This window comes from Reichenbachiella sp., assembly GCF_039969095.1.
In the GTDB taxonomy this organism is placed as follows: domain Bacteria; phylum Bacteroidota; class Bacteroidia; order Cytophagales; family Cyclobacteriaceae; genus Reichenbachiella.
This window is the reverse complement of record NZ_JBDVOL010000010.1, coordinates 293,723-316,576: the sequence shown is the minus strand read 5'-3', so window position 1 is coordinate 316,576 and position 22,854 is coordinate 293,723. Positions and strand designations below refer to the sequence as shown.

Annotated in this window: 18 protein-coding genes; 4 read left to right on the top strand and 14 right to left on the bottom strand. The window is 37.8% G+C overall.

The window, feature by feature from the left end:
- Window positions 1-3: 3 nt before the first annotated feature.
- The 7 genes from hemL to ABJH98_RS04655 all read right to left on the bottom strand — a co-directional run bounded on the left by hemL (window position 4) and on the right by ABJH98_RS04655 (window position 7,984).
- On the bottom strand, window positions 4-1,299 hold the full coding sequence (gene hemL / locus ABJH98_RS04685; RefSeq protein WP_348306474.1) for a glutamate-1-semialdehyde 2,1-aminomutase: 1,296 nt from the start codon (window positions 1,297-1,299) through the stop codon (window positions 4-6).
- Window positions 1,283-3,112, bottom strand: coding sequence for an ABC transporter substrate-binding protein (locus ABJH98_RS04680; protein ID WP_348306473.1), 1,830 nt, complete (start codon window positions 3,110-3,112; stop codon window positions 1,283-1,285). The genes hemL and ABJH98_RS04680 overlap by 17 nt, the downstream gene beginning before the upstream one ends.
- Window positions 3,113-3,195: 83 nt before the next feature.
- Window positions 3,196-4,617, bottom strand: coding sequence for a pyruvate kinase (pyk, locus tag ABJH98_RS04675; RefSeq protein WP_348306472.1), 1,422 nt, complete (start codon window positions 4,615-4,617; stop codon window positions 3,196-3,198).
- A gap of 16 nt (window positions 4,618-4,633) precedes the next feature.
- Window positions 4,634-5,074 carry an IPExxxVDY family protein gene (locus ABJH98_RS04670; protein ID WP_348306471.1) on the bottom strand — a complete coding sequence of 147 codons (441 nt, stop codon included), beginning with the start codon at window positions 5,072-5,074 and terminating at the stop codon, window positions 4,634-4,636.
- Window positions 5,075-5,133: 59 nt separating this feature from the next.
- Window positions 5,134-6,159 carry a DUF4421 domain-containing protein gene (locus ABJH98_RS04665; RefSeq protein ID WP_348307241.1) on the bottom strand — a complete coding sequence of 342 codons (1,026 nt, stop codon included), beginning with the start codon at window positions 6,157-6,159 and terminating at the stop codon, window positions 5,134-5,136.
- 78 nt (window positions 6,160-6,237) lie between these two features.
- A complete protein-coding gene (locus ABJH98_RS04660) occupies window positions 6,238-6,960 on the bottom strand; it encodes a LytTR family DNA-binding domain-containing protein (RefSeq protein WP_348306470.1) in 723 nt (240 codons plus the stop codon).
- A complete protein-coding gene (locus ABJH98_RS04655) occupies window positions 6,947-7,984 on the bottom strand; it encodes a histidine kinase (protein ID WP_348306469.1) in 1,038 nt (345 codons plus the stop codon). The genes ABJH98_RS04660 and ABJH98_RS04655 overlap by 14 nt, the downstream gene beginning before the upstream one ends.
- Before the next feature lie 218 nt (window positions 7,985-8,202).
- Between ABJH98_RS04655 and ABJH98_RS04650 the strand changes: the two genes are divergently transcribed.
- A complete protein-coding gene (locus tag ABJH98_RS04650) occupies window positions 8,203-9,285 on the top strand; it encodes a DUF2911 domain-containing protein (protein ID WP_348306468.1) in 1,083 nt (360 codons plus the stop codon).
- A gap of 62 nt (window positions 9,286-9,347) precedes the next feature.
- Here ABJH98_RS04650 and ABJH98_RS04645 read toward each other — a convergent pair whose 3' ends face one another.
- Together ABJH98_RS04645 and ABJH98_RS04640 are read right to left on the bottom strand one after the other, a co-directional pair.
- Window positions 9,348-10,109 (bottom strand): hypothetical protein, encoded by a 762-nt coding sequence (locus ABJH98_RS04645; RefSeq protein ID WP_348306467.1) that lies wholly within the window; start codon window positions 10,107-10,109, stop codon window positions 9,348-9,350.
- The gene (locus tag ABJH98_RS04640; RefSeq protein WP_348306466.1) at window positions 10,102-10,605 is read right to left on the bottom strand and encodes a paraquat-inducible protein A; all 504 of its coding nucleotides are present in this window, start codon (window positions 10,603-10,605) and stop codon (window positions 10,102-10,104) included. The genes ABJH98_RS04645 and ABJH98_RS04640 overlap by 8 nt, the downstream gene beginning before the upstream one ends.
- 214 nt (window positions 10,606-10,819) lie before the next feature.
- Here ABJH98_RS04640 and ABJH98_RS04635 point away from each other — a divergent pair, with 214 nt between their 5' ends.
- Together ABJH98_RS04635 and ABJH98_RS04630 are read left to right on the top strand one after the other, a co-directional pair.
- Window positions 10,820-12,304, top strand: coding sequence for an NAD(P)/FAD-dependent oxidoreductase (locus ABJH98_RS04635; protein ID WP_348306465.1), 1,485 nt, complete (start codon window positions 10,820-10,822; stop codon window positions 12,302-12,304).
- A gap of 126 nt (window positions 12,305-12,430) precedes the next feature.
- The gene (locus ABJH98_RS04630) at window positions 12,431-12,856 is read left to right on the top strand and encodes an OsmC family protein (protein WP_348306464.1); all 426 of its coding nucleotides are present in this window, start codon (window positions 12,431-12,433) and stop codon (window positions 12,854-12,856) included.
- 53 nt (window positions 12,857-12,909) lie between these two features.
- On the opposite strand, the gene ABJH98_RS04625 is transcribed toward ABJH98_RS04630, so the two are convergent.
- Window positions 12,910-13,587, bottom strand: coding sequence for a SiaB family protein kinase (locus ABJH98_RS04625; protein ID WP_348306463.1), 678 nt, complete (start codon window positions 13,585-13,587; stop codon window positions 12,910-12,912).
- A gap of 185 nt (window positions 13,588-13,772) precedes the next feature.
- Here ABJH98_RS04625 and ABJH98_RS04620 point away from each other — a divergent pair, with 185 nt between their 5' ends.
- On the top strand, window positions 13,773-15,560 hold the full coding sequence (locus tag ABJH98_RS04620) for an ATP-binding protein (protein ID WP_348306462.1): 1,788 nt from the start codon (window positions 13,773-13,775) through the stop codon (window positions 15,558-15,560).
- A 49-nt stretch (window positions 15,561-15,609) separates the two neighbouring features.
- Here ABJH98_RS04620 and ABJH98_RS04615 read toward each other — a convergent pair whose 3' ends face one another.
- The 4 genes from ABJH98_RS04615 to ABJH98_RS04600 all read right to left on the bottom strand — a co-directional run bounded on the left by ABJH98_RS04615 (window position 15,610) and on the right by ABJH98_RS04600 (window position 22,853).
- Window positions 15,610-17,220, bottom strand: coding sequence for an alpha-amylase family glycosyl hydrolase (locus ABJH98_RS04615; RefSeq protein ID WP_348306461.1), 1,611 nt, complete (start codon window positions 17,218-17,220; stop codon window positions 15,610-15,612).
- Window positions 17,221-17,245: 25 nt separating this feature from the next.
- Complete coding sequence (locus ABJH98_RS04610; protein ID WP_348306460.1) at window positions 17,246-20,014, bottom strand: alpha-amylase family glycosyl hydrolase; 2,769 nt, start codon at window positions 20,012-20,014, stop codon at window positions 17,246-17,248.
- 115 nt (window positions 20,015-20,129) lie between these two features.
- Entirely contained in the window at window positions 20,130-21,179 is a 1,050-nt protein-coding gene (locus ABJH98_RS04605) for a SusE domain-containing protein (RefSeq protein ID WP_348306459.1), read from the bottom strand.
- Between the two features lie 72 nt (window positions 21,180-21,251).
- A complete protein-coding gene (locus ABJH98_RS04600; protein ID WP_348306458.1) occupies window positions 21,252-22,853 on the bottom strand; it encodes a RagB/SusD family nutrient uptake outer membrane protein in 1,602 nt (533 codons plus the stop codon).
- Window position 22,854: the final 1 nt, after the last annotated feature.

Here is a 22,854-nt window from a genome sequence, read left to right as displayed (position 1 = left end):
TAATCATCGTTTGTGAATTTCCCTCAAGGAATCATAATTAGCTTGAATAATCAAATCCGCTTCTATTTCATCGATAGCGGAAGAAACAAACAAAGTTTCGAATTGAGAAGGTGCCAAATATATCCCTTTTTCAAGCATAGAGTTGAAGTATTTGCCAAACCTATTCAAATCTGATTTTTTTGCTCCTTCAAAGTCTATCACTTTCTCATCTGTGAAAAACAAGCTAAACATTGAGCCGACAGAATTGACCGTGTATTTCAACCCCAACTTTAAGATATTCAGTTTTATGCCTTGAACAATATATTCGGTCATGGTTTCAAGTCTGGTATAGATCTCTGTATTTTCATTCAAATACTTCAACATGGCCAGTCCAGCAGCCATCGCCACAGGGTTTCCAGATAATGTACCTGCTTGATATACCGGACCACTAGGAGAAACCATATTCATTATTTCTGCTTTGCCGCCGTATGCTCCTACTGGCATACCTCCACCTATAATTTTTCCTAAAGTGGTTAGATCTGGTTTTACTCCATAGTACTGCTGAGCACCTGCTTTGGAGATTCTAAAACCGGTCATTACTTCATCAAATATTAATACGATATTGTTCTCATCACAAAGTGAACGCAAACCTTGTAAATATCCATTGACGGGAGGCACACATCCCATATTTCCGCCAATAGGTTCAAGAATGATTGCCGCTATTTGATCTTGATTCTCCATGACTACTTCCTGCACCTTTTCCAGGTCGTTGAAAGGAACTGTAATAGTATCTTTAGCGGTACCTTCGGTAACGCCTGGACTATCTGGTTCTCCCAAAGTAGCAGCTCCGCTTCCCGCAGCTATCAAGAAGGAATCTCCATGTCCGTGGTAACAACCTTCAAATTTTATGATTTTATCTCTTTTGGTATATCCTCTTGCCAATCGGATCGCAGACATGGTAGCTTCAGTACCTGAGTTTACCATTCTCACCTTTTCAATACTCGGCATCATATTGGCAATCAGGTCAGCCATTTCAATTTCCGCAGTTGTTGGTGTTCCAAAAGACAAAGAGTGTTTTACGGCTTCAATAACAGCTCTTTCAATTTGAATCTTGCCATGACCCAAGATCATAGGCCCCCAAGAGTTGATTAGATCAATGTATTTGTTTCCATCTACGTCGTGCATATAGGCACCTTTAGCAGACTTCATAAAAATAGGCTCACCTCCCACTGCCTTAAACGCTCGTACAGGAGAATTTACACCTCCCGGAATGTGATTTTGCGCTTGTTTAAAACTCCTGAGACTATTGGTTTTGTCCATTACTTCTTGTATTAACTACTTTTTGTTTTGAATTAGATAAGATCGTGATTGGAACATACTGATTACTATTCCTGAAATTGAATTCCGTTCCCTGTAATAACTGGCCTTTTACAAAGCCCACTTCTGGATTTCCTTTTTGAAAATAGTGACCGTATTGCTTCATCATATTACCTACGTAGTACATCATCTCATAACCTATGATTGCATTGAACGAGGGCTCTTTCTTATACGTTTTCAAATAATTCCTTCTAAATTTTTTAAAAATTTCGTTAGTAGGATCAACAAATTCAGGATCAATAAAATAGATCCCTAATCTCTCCATTTCTTCAAGTGTGAGTGTAGGAAATTCCTTCCAATTGCCACGCCCTATCAATTGCGTACTGTCTGCTCTAATCGACAAAGCGCTAATAAAATTGGAAGCAAAAAGTGCTTCTGAAGAAGCAACATATACATGTCCTATACTATCTGGTGCCAGTGTGAAAAATTCTTCATAGTATTCTATACTGTCCTTTTTAGTACTCGATTTACGTTCCTTGATAAATCTTTCTTTGCCTGATAAAGTCATAGCCAATATCGAATCTACCTCATCTTTTGTATAACCCACTTCATACTTCTCGGTGAGTAGATTATAAGCCTGACGCACAGTTGTGTCTACTACACCAGCGTTGATTAGCACTTCAAATCCAGCCTCCTGGATGCGTTGACTATAGGTGTATGCATTAAGTGAATCTCTTTCATTATTTTCATAGAAAATCATAGCGTATTTGTTTTTTACGCTATCGATGGTCAACTGAGCTGCAGCCAAAGCTTGAGTCTCAGTATCCGCTTTAAACAGAAAGGAGAAAGGATTATTTTGAATGGCATCAGAATTTGAAATCAACGGATTGATCATATTAATCTGATTTTCAAAGCTAAAGTTATTCGCTACCTTAGAAGGTCCGGGAAACAACGGACCAACTATCAAATCCATGGACTTCATTTCAGGGCTTGAGAAAATGGCCTCTGTGATCTCACTATTTCTTTTGGTGTCATAAGGAAAAATCTTGATGTGTTTTCCATCTAAGTTGATTGAATCCACTGCCATCAGCATACCTGCATACAGCTCCATGACAAACTTATTTCGCTCGACTCTGGCCGTGTAACTCAAATCCTCAAACATAAACGGAAGTAAAACAGCTACATGGTAAGATTCTTTCATCTGGCTTTCCCCGATTTCTGGCAAACCATACTTTTCTTTATTCAAGTTGAATTGATTGACCAATCTATTGAGCAATTGAAAATCACGCGCTGACATGGGTTGGGCATTGATTTGGTCGGCGACTATTCTCGCGATCATTTCATCTTCAGGAAACCGATCATTCAAAGCTTCCAGAACTGGCAGACTATCAATTTTAGTCAGACTTTGCTTCATCATGGCTTTGGATTCATCCAAGCCAGATTTTTTAGCATAATAAACTCCTCGATTGAAATTACTTTGAGCAAAGTAAATTTCCGCTAAATAGTGATGTACCTCTCGGATTTGCTTCCAATCCTCATTTTCCTCATCCATCTGAAGCCACATCGCCTTGGCATTGGTGGTGTCTCCATTTTTGTAAGCGGACAACCCATAATAGTAAGCTGCATATTCTTGAAAGGCATGGTCTTGATTATTACCAGCTAAACGCCTGAAATAATCCATAGCAAATCGATAGTTGCCTTCAGCAAAATACTGCTTAGCTTTTAAGTAATCAGACTGCTCGCTCTGAGCAACTGCCTGCCAAGCTAGCAATGAAAATAGTGGACAAAAAAGGACAAATTTTAGTAGTCGTAACAAGCCGGTTTGATTTGAAAATGGAAATCAATAAATGAGGCTTAAAACTATAAAATTTGGCTATCTGAATCTATGAATGTGGTAAATTATTTTACCACATCTAATTTCATCATATTGGTACGCTCTTCCCAATGCAATGGCATTGAGGCCGTATTGATGTAAACATCGCCAGTTTCTACTAGTCCTTTTCCTTTCAATACTTCTAGTACATCATCGAAAGTCTCGTCAATTGGCTTGTGCTCATCATAATAAAATCCTCTCACACCCCAAATTAAATTGACTGTCTTAAGTAAATGCTTGTCACTGGTAAATATGTAAATATTTGCTTCTGGCCTATTCTTAGCTAAACTAAAAGCGGTATAACCTGATTTAGTCATCCCAATGATCGCACGTGCACCTACGGATTTGCTCAGCTGGCAAGCAGACTTAACAAGCATGTCATTTTTTGCGGTGGCGCTTTTGTTGTCCTCCCAAAACTTATTGAATATCACACTAGCCCGTTCTTCCACTGATGAAATACATTTAGCCATAGCTCTAACCGACTCTACAGGAAAGCTTCCTGAAGCCGATTCCGCAGAAAGCATAACTGTATCTGCTCCATCCAATATAGAATTGGCTACATCATTGGCTTCAGCTCGAGTTGGTCTAGGATTGTCGATCATGCTTTCGAGCATTTGAGTAGCAATAATGACTGGCTTGCCCAGCATATTACATTTGCTCACAATTCTCTTTTGGATCATTGGTACATCTTCCATTAGCACCTCTACGCCCAAATCGCCTCGAGCTACCATAATGGCATCTGTCGCTTCAATAATCTCGTCAATATCAGCTACTGCCTCAGGCTTTTCTATTTTCGCAATGATCTTAGCTTGTTTTCCTTTGCTATTGATAATTTCTCGGAGTTCGGTAATGTCCTTGGCATTTCTAACAAAAGATAGTGCTATCCATTGTACGCCATGTTCTAATCCAAATTCTAAATCTTCTCTGTCTTTTTCTGTTAGAGATGGTGCTGAAATGGCAGTATTTGGAAGATTAATGCCCTTTCTAGACTTAAGCATTCCACCATATACAACTTCGGTGGTCACCTCTTTACCATCTGATGAAATTACCTTAAGTTGTAATTTCCCATCGTCTACTAAAATTAAATCCCCAGGAACTACATCAGTAGCTAATGGTTTGTAGGTAGTGCTTACTTTTCGACTGGTACCCAAAACATCTTCGGTACTAATAACGAGCTGCTCGCCAGGGACGATTTCAGCTTCGTCATTTTCCATCCGACCAATTCTGATTTTAGGGCCTTGAAGATCTTGAAGGGTACAAATATTAGTGCCCAACTCTTCATTAATTTCATCAATCATTTGGATACGCTCTAAATGATCTTGGTGTGTACCATGGGAGAAATTGAGTCGAAAGACATCAGCCCCAGCCTCAATCAATTGTATGATTACTTCTTTTTTTTCACTTGCCGGACCCAGTGTGGCAATGATTTTCGCCCGTTTCGAATGCATCAATTTGTGTGTTTGTTTAGAATAAAAAACTCTCTTTTTCTTTGATTTTTTTTACATCCAATTTTACGATTGAGTCGATCTTTTCTGATCGTCGCAACGCTGTGAAGAGCAATTCCAAATCGGAGGTTTCTTCAAACTCTTCTATCTTCAATAAAAAATCAAAAGTTCCCAGAGACGGAACAAATAGTTTTTGGGTCATTGCAGTCTCAGTCAATATCTTGTTAGCTAAAAGAGTAAAACGTCGAAAATCATTTTCAAAAACAAAATTTGAAATAGTTAGTTTTTCAGCATTTTTCAAATCCACTACAAGATCTGACTCTTTCTTCAATCCAATGTTTAGTGCTCTATTAATAGCCCACGAAACGGTATAATCTTTAGATTGAGAAATAATACCTATCAAATGAAAATCATAGCTATAATCTGCTTTTAGTTTTAGCTTTTTCACTGATCGGCTCATTGAAGGTCAAAATTGATAACATTTTCAATGAATTCAAACTTTCATTGCAACTAATAATACTAAAATAGAATTTTATTAAGAATAGGCATCTTAATTGGCTTTTTCAGTACAAATCTCTTTATTAAATTAATCCGGACATTTCCTGGGTTTTCTGTGATTTTTGCATGATCCAATGGGGTGTGATTGGTCATGAAGGTTTGAACCGTAGCTAGACCAACTTGAAAAGTTCTGCTATTGTAGCCTAAACCGACTTTTGTAGAATAATTTACATTTAAAGTTAAGCCATTGATATCCTCTTGTGTAGAATCACTAGATTCTAAAGATGTATAGGATCCTCCAACTGCCATCGTTGCCACTATGGAGAAATAAAAATGTTTCGCCACAACGAAAGTGTGTCCATATCCTCCACTAACTCCTATGTTGACTATGGCGCTTTTTTTCATTTGATAACCATCAAAAAAATCTGACTCCTTCACATTCAATGGAATCAAAGTAGAATCTGCGCTTGAAAGCATCATATTGTATTCAGCCCCTATCAGAAATGAACCTGCACTCTTCTTCTGCCATTCATCTTGAGCAAATGCTGCTCTAAATGAAAATTTCTCACTATTTAAAATCCTCATGAGATTGAAACTAAAATTCGTATTTCGGACATCCTGCCGTATGGGGTAAGAATCGTCATCAGGGGATTGCAGAGTAGTTTCATGAGGATTTGTAAGGTGGTAGCCTTTGTATGTACTCAACCAGGCATCAAATACATATTTGTCCAAGTAATAATGAATCTGTGCATCGAGATATTTTGTTTTGCCTTTTTCCTCTTCGTCCCAACTATTGACGAATGGAAAATTAAGTCCCAAGTTGAATGTGACTCGTCTGTAACTAACTCCTACTCCGAGAATTAAGTTTTCATTAGAAGCGTATTTCAGCCGTTCATCGTAACGACTATCTCTAAGCACATACCTTGAAAATTTAACTGAATTGTAAAATCTGGTTGTTAAATCCAATTCTGAAGTGTATGATGTTATATAATTAGTGTCTTGTTTATGAAAATGCTCACTAGGCAGATCATTTTGAGCCAATAGCATTGAACTCAAAATCAGTGAGCATAACAACATCAAATATTTCATATTCGAAAATATTCAAAAAATAATAGGTTGATCTACTCAGAGCGCTAAATCATCTAATACTTGATGTACTTTTTGTTTGTAATATCTGCCAATGGGAATAACTGTTCCTTCAATTTCAGCCTCAGTTGCTGTATACCTTTGTATGGCTTCCACATTGATGATGAATGATTTATGAACCCGTATGAACTGCCTGTTTGGTAAATTTTCTTCTAGATAACTCATTTTCAAATAAGTCAAAACCGTACTTTCTTTAGAAATTATTTTTACATAGTCTTTAATACTTTCTATAAACAGAATATCTGTCAACATTACTTTTTTCATACGCTTATCTTCGCGCACGAAAATATAATCACGTGTCAAAGTATGGGAAGAAGTTTGACTGTTAGGAGCTGGTTTTTGATAATCATCGATTTTTACTTTCCCTATTGCTTTAATAAACCTTTCGAATGAAATAGGCTTCAATAGATAATCGAGAGCAGCCAACTCAAAACCTTCTAATGCAAAATCCCGATAGGCTGTTGTAAATATAACCGCAGGTGGTCTATTCAGTGATTTCATAAATTCAATGCCTGTAATTTGTGGCATTTTGATATCCAGGAACATCAAATCTATGTTTTCCATGTTTATCAAATTAAAAGCATCCACTGCATTTTCTGCTTTACCTACTAAATTCAGATGATCTAATCTCTGAATGTATTTCTCTAGAACATTAGCGGCTAGAGGCTCATCGTCCACTATGATACAATTAATTTTTTTCATCCAAGCTAATGGTTAGAATTACTTCAAATAGATCCGATTTCTCGTTGATTATCAATTCGTGACTGTTAGGATATTCACCTTGAAGCCTTTTTTTTGCATTTGTCAGTCCAATTCCAGAGTTTTCTTGAGACTCATTTTTCGATTGGTCAACACTATTTTTAAGGTTCATTCTCAAGTCTCCATCTTCCACTTTTAGATCAAAATGCACAAAGCATTCTGCCATACTATCTCCTGCTCCGTGCTTAAAGCAATTATCTACAAATGGCAACAATATCAAAGGAGCTATTTGTACTGTTTCAATATTTCCACTGATGCTAAATTTAAGATCAAGTCTGTCGCTATATCGTAGACGTTCTAAGTTGATGTAATTTTCTAGTAATTCAATTTCCTTTTTGAGTGGTATACGATTCACGTTGCATTCGTACAACATATAACTTAATAGGTCAGACAATTCTAAAAGTGCTTGAGAAGTCTTAGGAGATTGATCCAATGACAATGAATAAATGTTATTGATAGTATTGAAGAGAAAATGAGGATGTACTTGAGCTTTGAGATATTTGAGCTCTGTCTCTAATTTTTCTCGTTGTAATAGGGTGCGCATTTGATAATCCTTGATCCAATGCGTCATCAAATAAATAGCAGTAGCCAAACCCACGACCGGATATACAAAGACCAAATTGCGAAAAGCAGTGCCATAGTCCAATAAAATGGCTCGATCGAAATAGAGCATACTAATTGGGTACACTAAATAAATATCAGTCAAACGCCGAGCCAGTGCTGCAAAAATGACCAGCACAATCAGCCAAAGAGAAAATTTTAGATATTGCTTATTTAGAAGAAGTTCTGGGATGAGATAAAAAATCAAAACATAGACCAAAAACATCTTTAGTGGTAAACTGATTAGCTCCACTAAAAGTACAGTTCCAAAATCATCTCTAAAATATTCGACAATGAATATTTTGACTGCTAAATAAACTAGCCAAAATAATACGTGCCAAATCCATTCTTTTTGAAATTCTCTCATAAATAGAATCACAAATATGGAGAATTTCGATAATTCAATGATCGAAATGGAGACCATTCAGCTATATCACTCAATGGATAAGACAAACGCCTTGTCCTAATCGATAAACTTCGTTCCTTGTATGGAACCAGTCATTGAGGCGAACCAAACTGTTGGTTGGGATGCTAGCCTATTTTTAGGCTTTAGAACTGAATACTTTCGAATAAAAGACTCAAAATATGAAAAAATCATTCTTTATTATTCTACTGCTTGCAGTCAATTGGAGCACAATTGCTCAGTATCACTCTCTGGATATGCCTCAAATCAGTCCGAAAGTAACAGAATCACAGCGACTTGGCATTACAGATATTACGGTCAATTACAGCTCACCGAAAGTAAATGGAAGAGATGTATGGCAAACTGTAGTTCCTCAAAACGGAGACCCTATTCCGTGGCGAATCGGAGCTAACATGAATACAACTATAGCTTTTTCGACAGATGTACTTATAGAAGGTCAGGCTCTGAAAGCAGGTAGTTATGGTCTACATGCCATTCCAACTAAAGAAGATTGGACTATTCTATTTGCTAGCAATGACAACATGTGGGGCAGCTATTACTTAGACACTGATAAAGACGTGACCATAAAAGTTGAGGTATCTCCAGTAGAAAATGAACACTCTGAACAACTTGACTTTGAATTTAAAAATAGAACCGATAGTTCCTTGTCAGTTGCCATTGAATGGGAAAAATTAAGCATTCCATTCACCGTAAGTGTAGACTTGAATAAAACGGTGATAGAAAGTTTCAGATATCAACTTAAAGGTATCACCACCTATGCATGGGAAGCTTGGGATGCAGCAGCGCAATGGTGCTTAAACCACAACACAAATCTTGAAGAAGCACTTGCCTGGTCCAATCGCTCTATTGAAGGCGGATATGGGGGTTATGCCGCAAACACTAATTTCACCAACTTGAGCACCAAATCTTCCATTCTATGGGCACTTGGAAAGAAAACTGAAGCCGACGAGATTATGTCCAAAGCCCTTCCAATGATGAATAATGTTCAAAACGATTATTGGGTAGGAAAAAAATTATCAGACCAAGGCAGGAATGAATTGTCATTGAAGTTTTTTAATCAAATGATTGAAAAATTTCCGGACACCTGGTATGTCTATCTAGGAGCTACACGAGCTGAATACATCAATGGAAACATAAAAAAGGCGTTAAAGAACTTGGGCAAAACCAAAGATATGGCTCCTAGTAATTATGGAGAATACCTGAACGGTATAGAACAAAAAATTAAAAACGGAGAAACCATTTAAAATTTGAATTGACAAGCGTTCGATTAGGTTATGGTTTATATCATCGAGCGCTTGCTCAATTCTTAAAAAGGAATTAACGCAGAAGAATCAGAAAATAAGGGAGTGAATATATCTTCTTCAAACATATCGCTCAAATTAGTCTTGCCTACTGGATTATGTAAAGGAATAGTTTTCACTGGATTAAAATGATATGTGGATACCATGACACCCGTTTCTAATTCCACCCACTTATCCCAGCTGAATCTCATCCCACCAATCGGAATTATAGAAACCCATAGTTTCCAACTTTTCGGCCTTCCGTTTTCATCCAAAATCCATAAATAAGAATCACCAGGCGTAGAACCACCTGAGGTATAAGTAACTAGGAGAGTTTTTTGGCCATGCCATGTTACTAGGCTTCTTTCAGTTCCAGGGTCAAACACCTTACTGACAGGGTTCAACCAGAAAGAATCATTGCACCAATATCTCCATGCCCAATGACAAATCTCCTTTTTCTCTTCAAGGCTTAATTCTGGATTTTCATTGACGATTAATCCTCTACGGTTATCAATATCCAACAAGACCTGATGTTCATTGTAATTTACTTTTGCAAGATGCTTCTTTTTATCCCATACAAATGTGCGATCGTCATATCCCCAACTTAGTGCACCTGTATTTTGCCAGGCTTGATCATTGATTGAAGCCATCATGGTTCGAGCCAACTGATCCGCCTCTGCTCCTTGCTCACCTTTCGGTAAACCTTCATCCATATATTCAAACAATAAAAAAGCAGCCAGAAATATAGCTAACAAGGTCACCCAAAGGATTTTGAGTTTTTTAAGCATTCGATTCTGGTTTTTCCAATGTAGTCATTTGAATACCTAATAGGGATAAAATACAATAGAAGGCAAAATAATTGAAGCCCTCCAATAAATTAGCTTCTATGGAATTATTGGACTGGGTAGATAAAAATGCCATAAAGACTCCTACGACAAATACATCTGCCATAGACCATTTGCCAATAATGAACACGAACCGATAAAGTTTTGCTTTGAATGCAAAATTCCTGATCAATAAGACTCCTAGGAGGATGACTCCTTTTGTAAATGGAATAATCACACTAAACAAAAAGATTAGAATAGCGACGAATTTATTATTCGTATTATAAAGTGTATCTACAGTTTCTAATATACTCTGAGTTTGCTCGTAAAAAGTTGTCTTTCCTATGATAGGCAATTCAGCTGATATCACAACTTGTAATATGGGCTTCGTAAGACCAGGATATAACAAGCTTAAAGACACTATGGTGAGTATTAATGCTGCAATATTTCTCTTAAGCATCGGGAGTTTATTTTGTAATTTTTGACATGAAGGTTAGGAAGTAAATAGTTCAGGATATACAATTATAATCATATTATGACAATTGTCGACTTGAATTAAAATAGAACCGGAATTATCAGATATAAGTGTCATTTTATTACTAATATTAATTTTTATTCTTAAATTTTATATAGGACTCAATCAGCTACCCTAATTTAAAAACGAGATATTCAACATGGATAAGTACGATGTATGTGTAATTGGTGGAGGACCAGCAGGCTATGCTGCCGCTATGAGAGCTGTAGATTTCAAGAAAAAAGTATTACTTATTGAAAAGAATAAAATAGGAGGAGCAGGCATCCACAATGGAGCGCTCTCCAGTAAAACGTGGTGGGAGCTTTCCAGAGAAGCTTTTGCTCTCCGAACTCATTGCAAAGCCACCAATGTCCCTACTCCCAAGCACAATTTTCAAATTCTGAAAGAAGAGGTAAATAAGGCCGTAGGAAAAAGACGAGAGTTATTAGAGCACCATATGCACAATATCAATCTCAACTCTGGAGCTGATCTTTTTCATTTCCGACAAGGCATAGCAAAAGTAGTAGGAGAAAATGTGGTGGTGGTACGCACAGATGATGGCGAGTTTGAAATTGAAGCTGATAATATTATACTAGCTACAGGAAGTAGACCGAGAAAATTAGATAATATTCCAATTGATGAAAACATCATTCTAACCAGTGATGGGATAGAAAACCTCAAAGAATTCCCAAAAAGTATGGTGATCGTTGGTGCTGGGGTGATTGGATGTGAGTTTGCGACTATCTTCTCGAACTTTGGCCAGACCAAAGTTCATATGATTGATAAAGGCGATCGAATTCTGCCTTTTGAGGATGAAGATATCGTAAAAATCATTGAACAAAATCTAGAAAGTAAAGAAGTATTGATCCATAGAAGTTCCAAATTAGTAGATATGAAAGTGGAAAACGGAATGGTCGTTTACACTTTAGAATATGAAAATGGATCAAAAGAAATTTTCCATGTAGAGAAAGCATTGGTATCCGTAGGGCGTATTCCAAATTATGAAAATCTACTTTCCGCTTCCGTAAAAATCAATATGGACAGCAGAGGAATCATTGATGACTTGACTCAAACTTCTGTTCCTAATATTTATGCCGTTGGAGATATCACAGCAGATATTGCACTTGTGAACGTAGGTGAATTAGAAGGAAGGTACTCAATTGAAAAAATCTTTGGCAAACCTGAAAAAGACTTAATCTATGAAAACATTTCAACGATTATGTTCTTGGCACCTGAAGTAGCTGGTGTAGGATTAAATGAAATTAAAGCCCGGGAACAAAATATTCCACATAAGGTGGTGAGTTTGGACTACAGCTGTATTTCCAGAGCCATCGCAATGAGAAACACCGAAGGATTCATCAAAGTCATTGTATCTAACGATGAAGAAATGCGAGTGCTTGGCATGCGTGTAGTTGGTGAACATGCGTCGAGTTCGATTGAAGCCGTTGCCTTGCTGATCTCTATGAACAAGGGAATTGAGGAATTAGCAGAATTGATTCACCCTCACCCATCCATCATTGAAGGGATCCAAGAATGCGTACGTATGCTACTCAACAAATCTATGTTGAAACCTGGTGTGCTACGAGATGCGATGAGGTGTACAAGCTATGCTGATGGTGAAATAAAAAATGTAGCGTTTGCTTGATTGATAGTAACTCTACAAGAAAGGGTAATAGAAATTCTATTGCCCTTTTTTTGTTGGCTCTTTCGTGTGTATGGAACCAATCACTGATCTGATTGTTGTAATAAGTGAAAAATAAATAATTAAATCATGAGCACATTTGCAGTAGCGATAACCAAGGACGAATTGACCACCCAACTGAATACAGATGGACACATGGGCCTTGTCGATGAGCCTATAGAAATTGGAGGATTAAATAAAGGGCCAACCCCATACGATTTGCTTTGTGGGGCTTTAGCAAGTTGTACTTCGATCACACTGAGACTATATGCCAACCGAAAAGAATGGGACATAACCAGAATCAGAGTAGAAGTAAAATATGCAAAAGAGTATAAAGAAGACTGCGAATCCTGTGATGAAAAATCTCAAAAAGTGGACACCTTTGAGCGCATCATTTCTATCGAAGGAAATCTGGATGAAGACAAAAAACAACGAATGCTTCAGATAGCCAATAAATGTCCAGTGCATCGCACGCTCGAATCTGATACTGTGATAAGAACTACTCTTGCTAAATGAAAAAATCCTGCCAGAAGCAGGATTTTTTCATTTTACAGATATTTTAAAAAGGCTTATACCCTATTGATTTTGATCTGAAAAGTGAAATACGAGTATTCGCTATTTACTTTGTCAAACTTATAATTCAATCTTTCACCAGTTTTTCTTGCCAATTGAATTAATCCAAGCCCAGCTGTTCCTTTTTCAGAAAACTCACCGTTGCTTAGTGTTTCTTTGTAAAGTGTCCTAAGACCGTTCTTATCGGTATTGTTCACCTCTTCGATCTTATCCTTCAAATCATAAGTATGTTTTGTAGGAATAAAATTACCCGTGATGATATTATAATATTTCTCTTTAGCAATGACAGTTATTAATCCTGACTTAGCATCATGCTCAGAGATTTCTTCAAAGTGACCTTTGACTTCATCCATATGATGATAGAGGTTGTGCACACATTCTACTGCTGCACTATAAAACAACTTTTGAACCTTCTTATCAGATTCTGTCATATTCACCTTTCGGTCAAGCGTTTCGATCACAGAAGTCACTAAATCAAACGTGATAGCTCCTTTGTACATAAGGAGTACATTCTCATTGTAAATTTTATTATACAAATCGAAGCTATTTGCGTGAATAGGTTCCGTCACAGATTCGCTTTTTTTCTTTACATCTTCAGTCATGTCCTGTTTAGTCGTTTTTTCTTCCTTCCATTCATCGAAGGCCCCTAGCATTTCATTTGATTCATTATCCATATAGCCGAAAACAGAATACTAGAGTACATTATGCACTCAGCGTTAAATCTACAAAAATAATATGTTAAACTCCAATTATTTGGTTTTTGAGAAAATAAGGAGGCTATTATTAACATTCATTCAATGAGTTTTAATAATTATCCGGCAAAGACTTCTGCTCCAAACAGTTTAGCTATCTTTGAATCGTGAGGGTAATTAGAAGCATTTTCTTTACAATTCTATTCTTTTATTTCGCGTTTAGTGCATCGGGAGCCGATCAGACTTGGGCCGAAATTCAAAAGGAAAAAGAGGGTAATTTGACCATATACTATCGAAGCACAGAGCCATTTCTTATTAAAGAAACGGATGGTTCTCTGCGTGGATTAGAATATGAAATGATGGTTGGGTTCAAGTACTTTTTATGGAATAAGTATGGAATTCGAGTAAACCTCGATTGGCAATCTCAAGAAAGTTTCAAATATGTATTTGGTTTAATCAAAAACAACCCAAAAGCTGGCGAGTTCGGACTGGATATTATTTCTAGAACGTCGGAAAGAGAACAAGAAGTCGGTTTTTCTAACCCCTATTTTCCAGACATTCAAGTTTTAGTTTCAGACAAATCCATTCCTACAATTAACTCCATTGATGAGTTTAAAGATAAATTCGAGCAATACACGGCCGTTTCTGTTTTGGAAACCACCTATGACAAATATCTCAAGAATTTGAAAGAGAAATATGACGTTGCGTTTAATATCATATACAAACAAACCAGCAATGAAATAGTCCCTGGCATTCTTGAGCAGCCAGGTCGATTCGGCTACATGGATTTACCTAATTATTTAATTGCCTTAAATCAAAATCTAGCGATAAAACGACAACCTATTTTGCCTATAAAAGGCATTGGTTTCAGTGTCATCTTCAAAAAAGGAAGCGATTGGGAAGAACCTATCAACGAATATCTAGCAAGTCCTGAATATCAAATATTAAGAAATAAAGGCATACAAAAGTATCTGGGAAATGACGTATATGATTTAATTGAGAGTATTTCCCAAGGTGAAAACGAAGATATGGTGCTGCTTCTAAAAGAGAAGGAATTAGTTGATAAAGAATTAGTTGAAACGTCGAGACAAATCCAACAACAAGAATACATAACTAACATGCTTATTGCTTGTGTGATTATTGTTTTTCTCATTGCCTATGCTTTGTACAACAGAAGTAAAATCAAATCTAAGGCTAATAAAATCCTGACTGCGCATCGAGCCATGATAGAAAATCAAAATGAACTTCTCAGCAACAGGAACAATGAATTATTAGAGCTTGATGAAGAAAAAAACAACTTCATAAGCATTCTATCGCATGATTTACGAGCGCCAATCAATAACATAACGGCTCTGGCTGGGTTGCTCCAAATGGACGAAAATCTAACTGAAAGCCAAATAGGATCTATCAAACATATGGCAGATGAGTCTAGAAGACTCAATAAAATGGTGACTAGAATACTTGATGTAGAGCGAATAGAGTCAAAATCGACCGAAGACTTTCGCGTTATTAATTTGACTGAAGTAATCGAAAAAGTAATTGCCAACTACGAAAAACAAGCACTGGACAAAAAGATTACACTGGCCTTTGATTCTGAAGGAGAGCACAACGTGATGGGTCTAGAGCAATACCTTTTTCATGTTTTCGAAAACTTACTCTCTAATGCAATAAAGTTTTCACCTTTAGGCGAAGCCATATGGATAAGAGTATTTGTAAAGGATGGATTCCATCACATCAATTTTACTGACGGTGGACCGGGTATGACCAAAGAAGATCAACAATTGATGTTCAAGAAATTTCAACGATTAAGTGCTAAACCAACTGCAGGAGAAAGGTCTACAGGTCTTGGACTTTCGATAGTAGCCAAATACACGGAGCTCCTCGGAGGTAAATTAACTTGGAAATCAGCTCCCAACGAAGGAACCACGTTCACCGTTCTACTCAAAACAGCATAAAAAAAGGGAATGCCCCCCGACATCCCCTGTAACCCAAAACTATCTTCATTTATTTTTTGTAAACCACGCTTCCTCGGGCAGGAAGTTTAAGGAAAGATTCTGCTCTTTCTGCATCTCCCTCTTGCCATACCAAGGTCTTATATAGACTCAGCAAATCATCATTCAATTCAATTGATTGATTCGAAAGATTATGAACTACAGCTACAGATTCGCCATTATATGAACGAGTAAATGCGATAATGCCAGACTTCTTGAAATCTAGATTTTGAATATCGCCTAAGGAGAATACGTCCTCTTTTTTGAGTGCTACTAAAGCTTTGTAATGGTTCAAAATTGACCCATCATCAGCTTGCTGAACTGCCACTGGACTAACTGAATCGTCGGTAGTGTATACAGCCTCCATCCAGGAAGTTCGCATTTGGTCTGACGAGACCATTTCCCAAAGCATGGGCTCTCTTATATTTTCGTCAGGTTTCATACCTAACATACCGATTTCTTCCCCATAATAGATGTAAGGAGTACCCGGCAAGGTAAATAATAATGAAGCGGCCAATTTTATCTTTGCTTCATCGTCACCTAAAACAGAGGCCACTCTATTTTGATCGTGATTACTCAAAAAGCTAGCTTCTACAAAGTCAGCATTGTACTTTTTGAACCAAGGAAGAGAAGTGTTGATCACATCAGCAATATTGGCACTAGAATCTATCTCATAGCCATGCCCTTCGATATTGGCTGCTACTACTTTTTCTTTATTGACAGACTCCAAGATGCTAAATGCCCTGTCAAAATTGAATAAAGAAGTAAACCCAGCTGCGTATGGCGATGCCGTGCTGGCATCCGCCCATACCTCTCCAATTAAGTACACATCAGGATTCGCCTTTTCCATTTCAGTTTTGAATTCCTTCCAAAAGGCATGACTATCCTTCGCTCGGTCATCAGGATAAATATGCTTGGCTGCATCCAGCCTAAATCCATCCACTCCTATTTGTTCCAACCAGAATTTGCCAGCATCATACATTTCAGTTCTAACGGCTGGATTATCATAATTCAAATCTGGCATTCCACCATAGAAAAAACCGTAGTAGTGTTCCATAGTCGTATCACCAGCTACAGGGTGCCATTGGCGGATATTATCTGAGTCAAAAGAAGTCTCCTTCTTGGCGATTTGCTCGGCAACCGAATCCTTGTCTGCCCACACATAATAGTCCCTGTATTTGGCATCCTTGCCTGACATGGCATCTTGAAACCATGGGTGGTCATAACCGCTGTGATTGATCACAAAATCCATGACAACCTTAATGTCTCTGGCGTGTGCCTCATCTAAAAATTTCTTAAAATCTTCCAAAGTCCCATAATCAGGGTGGATACCTCTATAGTCCACCACATCATATTTATGATAACTTGGAGACGGAGACATCGGCATGAGCCAAATGGCATCAATTCCCAAATCTTTTAGGTAATCTAACTTCGAGGTCATACCTGGAATGTCTCCTATACCATCTCCATTCGAGTCTGCAAAAGACTGAACGAAAATTTCGTAGAACACTTTTTTACTCCAATCAGTTGATGGTACTGATTCCTCTTGAGCGGTCTGTGTTTGAGAGCAAGCCATTGCCATAATCAAACATAAAATTAATATTGATAGTTGCTGTAGTTTCATTTGATTATTTATTTGACGTTTTAAGTCAATTTTTTATGAATTTTCTTGTGATCACTTGATTTCCTTCTGGCAATCTGAATGTATATAATCCTTTGGGTAGTGAGGACACATTTAGTTGTTGCAAATTGTTAGATTCTATACTTCCCTTCAATACTTCTTGTCCTAGAATATTAGATATGACCCATGTCTGGTTTAGCATTCTACCTGACAATTCGCCCATATCAATATTCAGATAATCATCTGTAGGATTAGGGTAAAATGTTAGATTATTGAAGAGATCAATACGATCTACTGAAGTTACAATTCCTTTTTCAGGAGTGTGCAAGGCATGATCAGTATAAATATGAAATTCTCCAGGGCTCAAAGTAAGATTTGCATGCTCATCAGATACTTCTAATGCGCTGCCGGAAATAAAATCATACCAGATACCAGTGTGTTGAAATTCTAGATCTATCGAACTTTCGACAACATCAAAGTTGCCCACAATGACCACGCTCGTATCCGAGTTTGAGATATGAATAGTTTTGTGCACACCGTCAGGAGACCAAGTAAATGTGCCATCTGTGAATACATCATATTCGTTTCTCAACTTAATCAATTCTTTATACGTCAAAAACAATTCTCTTCTCGAGTTATTTTCCAAGTACTCCCATTTTACTGGTTTGCGACCTGTCCTACCATTTTCTTCAATCGGAATGTCATAACCAAATTCCCCCCATTGCCAAAACATTTTAGGCCCGGGAATGGTAAAAAAGAAAGCAGCAGAAAGCTTCAACCGCTCGATGGCTGTGTCGAAATCTTTAATATTGTAATCTCCATCAGAATTACCAAAATTGAGCATTTGATACATTTGTCTTTCTTCATCATGACTTTCCATGTATGAAATCAAATAGTTGTTTGTCCAACCTCGTTCTTTAAAATAAGCCCACTCAATTGACTTACCTTCCCCAAAGCCCAGAGCTGCTTCATTAAAATCATGATAGCTATTGCCCCATAACATCATGCCATAATCAGACAATTCCTTTTCTTCGTCATTATCTGCGAAATGCTCTAATATCACATAAGCGTTTGGTGAATGCTCCCAAATCGCATCTGCCATTCTTTTTAGGATTGCAATTCTTGTAGGATCTTTTTTGCCCCAATTGCTGACACTTCCAGAATTGTCTTGTTGTGTAAATCCTTTTGACAAATCAAAACGGTAACCATCAAAATGAAACTCATTCAACCAATAATGATTAATGGAATCCAACCAAGTTTGCGTGTAACTGCTTTCATGATTGATATCTAAAAATACATTATATGGATGTTTGGCCTCTTGATTAAACCAAGGGTTTTCTTCCGTAGGCTTAAAGTCATCAAAATCAAAATACATCTGAGCATAAGGTGAAGGAATATCATTTTGATTCATAACCATATCTAGAATGACTGCCATTCCCATTCCATGTGCTTTGTCTATAAATTCTTTGAGGTCGTTTTTAGTCCCATAGGCTTTATCAACCGCAAACATGAAGGTAGGATTATAGCCCCAGCTATCATTTCCGCCAAATTCCATTATCGGCATGAGTTCAATCGTATTGACTCCTAAGTCCTTTATATAATCTAGCGTATCTATTAGTGATTGATAATCCATTTTATCTTCCCCCAGAAAATCTCTGACGAGCAATTCATACACGATAAGATCTTCTTTCTCTGGCTGTTCAAAATCGGTGTTTTCCCAAGTGTATTTGGTTTGATTGGTTTGGATGATTGCAGCTCGGTTTTGATACCAATGGGTATGCACCGCACCATCAGGATAAGTCATTAAATCTGGATAGGTTGATTCAGGGATCCATTGATCATCGGTGTCAAGTATTTTGTCAGCATAAGGATCTGCTATCCATATTTCTTCATCCACTAAATACTGATAGGCATATTCTTGGCCACTTGTTAGCTCTTCTATTTCTAACCAAAAATGTTCTCCATCTTTAAACATTTGATAATCAGGATCAATTTTCCAATCTGTAAAATCCCCAACCACATACACAGATGATTTCAATGGAGCCAAAAGACTCAGGGTGACCATAGTCGGATCTGAATCATAGTTAATCCCATCTATGATTCCAGCAGGCCTGGCTTGCTCTACGGTAGTAGATCGTACCGTGTATATAAAACTTTCTTCCGCTTCCTCATCGCTTGTACTCGCTTCTACAGAAACCTCATGAATTCCATCTGATGCAGCCTGTATCGTATGCTCAAGTGTTGTGACATTACTTGCAGAGGCTACCTCTACATCATCAACTTTCAAAACTATACTGGCCGATTCTGAAGCTACTATGGATATTTCGATAGTTTCTTCTGCATCTACCAATAATGGAAAAGTAGAAGGGCTCGTAAAGTCAATAGCCAGCTGATCAGAGTGTACATCAAAACTGTAATCTGGCGTTTGTCCATCCTCCCAGCTACGACCTTTAAGTAATAGTCCTACTGTCTCAATTTCATCGGCATCCAGTTGAAAAAAGTCTGTGAGGGTAAGTGTGATGGTATAAATATCTCCATCATTTGATGATCTGGTCATCAAAGCATCGCTTTCATCATCGGTTGCTGGGTTTACGTTGGTTGGTGCATTGGTATCTGTAGCACCTTGCTCTATCCAGGTCCATAACCATACGTCGTCCGTATAACCAGAGAGTTCTGTATCAGATACATCCACTGTGATAGTAACTTCTTGATCAGCTGATGGAAAAGCAGGATCAGTAGTGACCTGAGCGTAACTAATGGAAGTGATAAAAATTAGACAAAGTATGAGTTTGTTCATATGGTTAGTCCATTGAAAGTTTTGAAAACAGAAAGGCTGATTAGCCTTTTCAGATAAGGAAAAGAAAGACTGATGGAGCACAAGACCCCATCAGTCTTTCTTTTAATCTATTGAATTAATTCTCGATTAATTCGTATTTTTCATTATTGAGATCCAATCTGATAGTGTAATTGCCAGCGGTAACCGGAATATCACTACCTGAACCATCGATAGTGCCATCGGGTTCGTTGTCCCCATAATTGACACCCCAATCGTCATTCGCTCGAAATTTGAGAAAGCCATCAGTAAGGTCCGTGGTGATTTCCCAAACTTGTCTCTGACCATTGTACATCATATCGGTATCAGGATCAGACCACCCATTTGGAGTAGCATCACCTATTATTCCCCAGTCATCTGTTTTTTCTAGTTCTATAGTTAATGCACTTACGTCCACAGTAACAAAATAAGTACCAGCATCAATCGTATAATCAGCTCCCGAAGGATCGAGAGCACCAGTGAACACAGATCCGGCTGCAGTTAGAACTCCGCCCCAGGCATTGTCCCAATTGGCTTCTGGAGTCACTTTGAATGAAGATGTAGGGTTTGCTCCTTCTACAATTCGTAGAATACCTTCATAAACACTATTGAAACCATAAGAATAGAGTCTACCGTTATCAGCTCCGGGAGACCAACCTTGGTAAGCTCCTGGCACATAAATCATGGGGTAATCGATCAGAGTTTCGTAAGGAGTTACTGTAAAGTCAGTTACTTCTGAGAAAATCGTATCTACATTAGCATTCACTGTAGAGAACACTCTGCACTTGATTGTTGCTTGCTCGTCAATAGGAAGTCCCCATGACAAAAGAATACCATTTATATCTCCAATCACTGCTGACCCATTTGATTCTTGCGAACTAACTAAATTAGCGCTACCTGAAAAGGTTTCGTCCATGGCAATTTGCACATAGTAGGTAACCGAGGCATCAAAACCATAGTCAGACATTGACCAGCTATATTCAATTGTATTAGCCGCATCCGCTTTTACGAATTCCATTCCATCAGCTCCTGGGCCTGTTAATGTAGGGCCTACAGGATTACTGCTGATTATTACTTTTTCAGCCTCATCTTCGCATGCGCCAAACAGGACCGCCAAAATAAGGATATATATATATGTTAATTTTTTCATTGCGATATTTTTATGTTTAAGAGAAAACTTAAATGAAGGTCTGATTCAAGCCAGACCCTCAAAGTCTGTTTCTTAATTGGTATAACCGTCGTTTTGAAGCAAATTAGGATTAGCTGTAATCTGAGCCGCAGGAATTGGGAAAAGTGCTCGATAGTCATCAAATCCAGTACCTGTTTGAGAGTTTCCTTTCCACTCCCATACATAGCTACCACTTGAGTATTTCCCAAAACGGATCAAATCTGTTCTTCTCTGTGCTTCCCAATAAAATTCTCTACCCCTTTCTTCAAGAATAAAATCAAGTGTAAGATCTGCATTAGTGATATTGCCTGAAGCATCACCATAGGCTCTCTGTCTTAGGTCATTGATATAACCTCTGGCAGTATTGGCATCGCCACCTCCACCTCTCAAAAATATCTCAGCATACATCAAGTATGCATCTGCCAGTCTGAACACTGGAAAATCGATACTTACAAAATCTGGGTTGTAATACTCAGCCTGCGAACCGTCAGAATTCAAGTTGCTATACTTATAAACACCAACTCCCTCAGTGAAAGTCCCTACATTTTCAACACTCCATTCCCACGCATCGTTAGAATTGAAATAGAATAGCGCACGGCTATCTGCAATGTTTGCTAACGGATTGGCCAGAGAGAAGTCACCTTCAGTCAAACCAAATTTTTCTGGCAATTCTTTGACAGCTCTGAAACCTCCCCAGCCAGATCCTCCAACACCACGGACATTTGCGACATCAAGGCCACCACCACTAGAGGATTGTACAATAAATGTGGTTCCATGTGATTGACTATGAACACCATTGAACACCAATGGGAATATAATCTCAGGACTGTTATTGTTATCTGCTTTAAACACATTTTCATAGACTGGATCCAATGCATATCCTGATCCTATCACTTGATTTGTGTAGGTCAATGCGTCAGAATATCTATCCTCTCCAATAAACACTTCTGCGTTCAAATAAAGCTTACCCAAAAGCATCCAAGCAGCCGTTCTATCTACTCTACCATATTCATTGGTTTGAGGGGCAGCTAGTAAAGATTCGATCTCAGTCAGTTCAGTTTCCACATAGCTGAAAACCTCTGCTCTAGTAGATTGTACTGGCAAGTCACTCAAGGAAGAGTTCTCATCAATGATTGGAATATTACCATAAAAATCAACTCCTATGGAGTAAGCAAATGCCCTTAAAAATCTAGCTTCTGCTGCAAACAACACTTTGTCCTCATCAGATACTGCTGCATTTCCCACATTTCTTAAAAACTCATTAGCCAATGCCACTGAAAAGAAAAGTCTGGAATATACGGCATCGTTAAAAACATCATTCGGTTGCCAAGTATGGTAGTGAAAGTTTTTGATAGTTTGGTCATCCCAAGCCACAATCGCTTCTTCAGTAGTGCATTCTTGTAATAAGAAATATTGTCTAAGGAAGTTTCCAAAATCCTCTCTTAATCCTTGAATTTCTTCTGCTCCATCTCCCTGCCCATTGTAGGCGAAAGAAGAATAAATTTTTGCCAAAGCACCTTTCGTTCCTTCTTCAGTAGAAAAAACTGTAGAGGCATTATTAGAATCAGGATCTATTGGAGATACATCCAAATCGTTGACGCACGAAGTCAAAATGATCGCCGTCAAGGCTATATATATATATTTAATGTTTTTCATT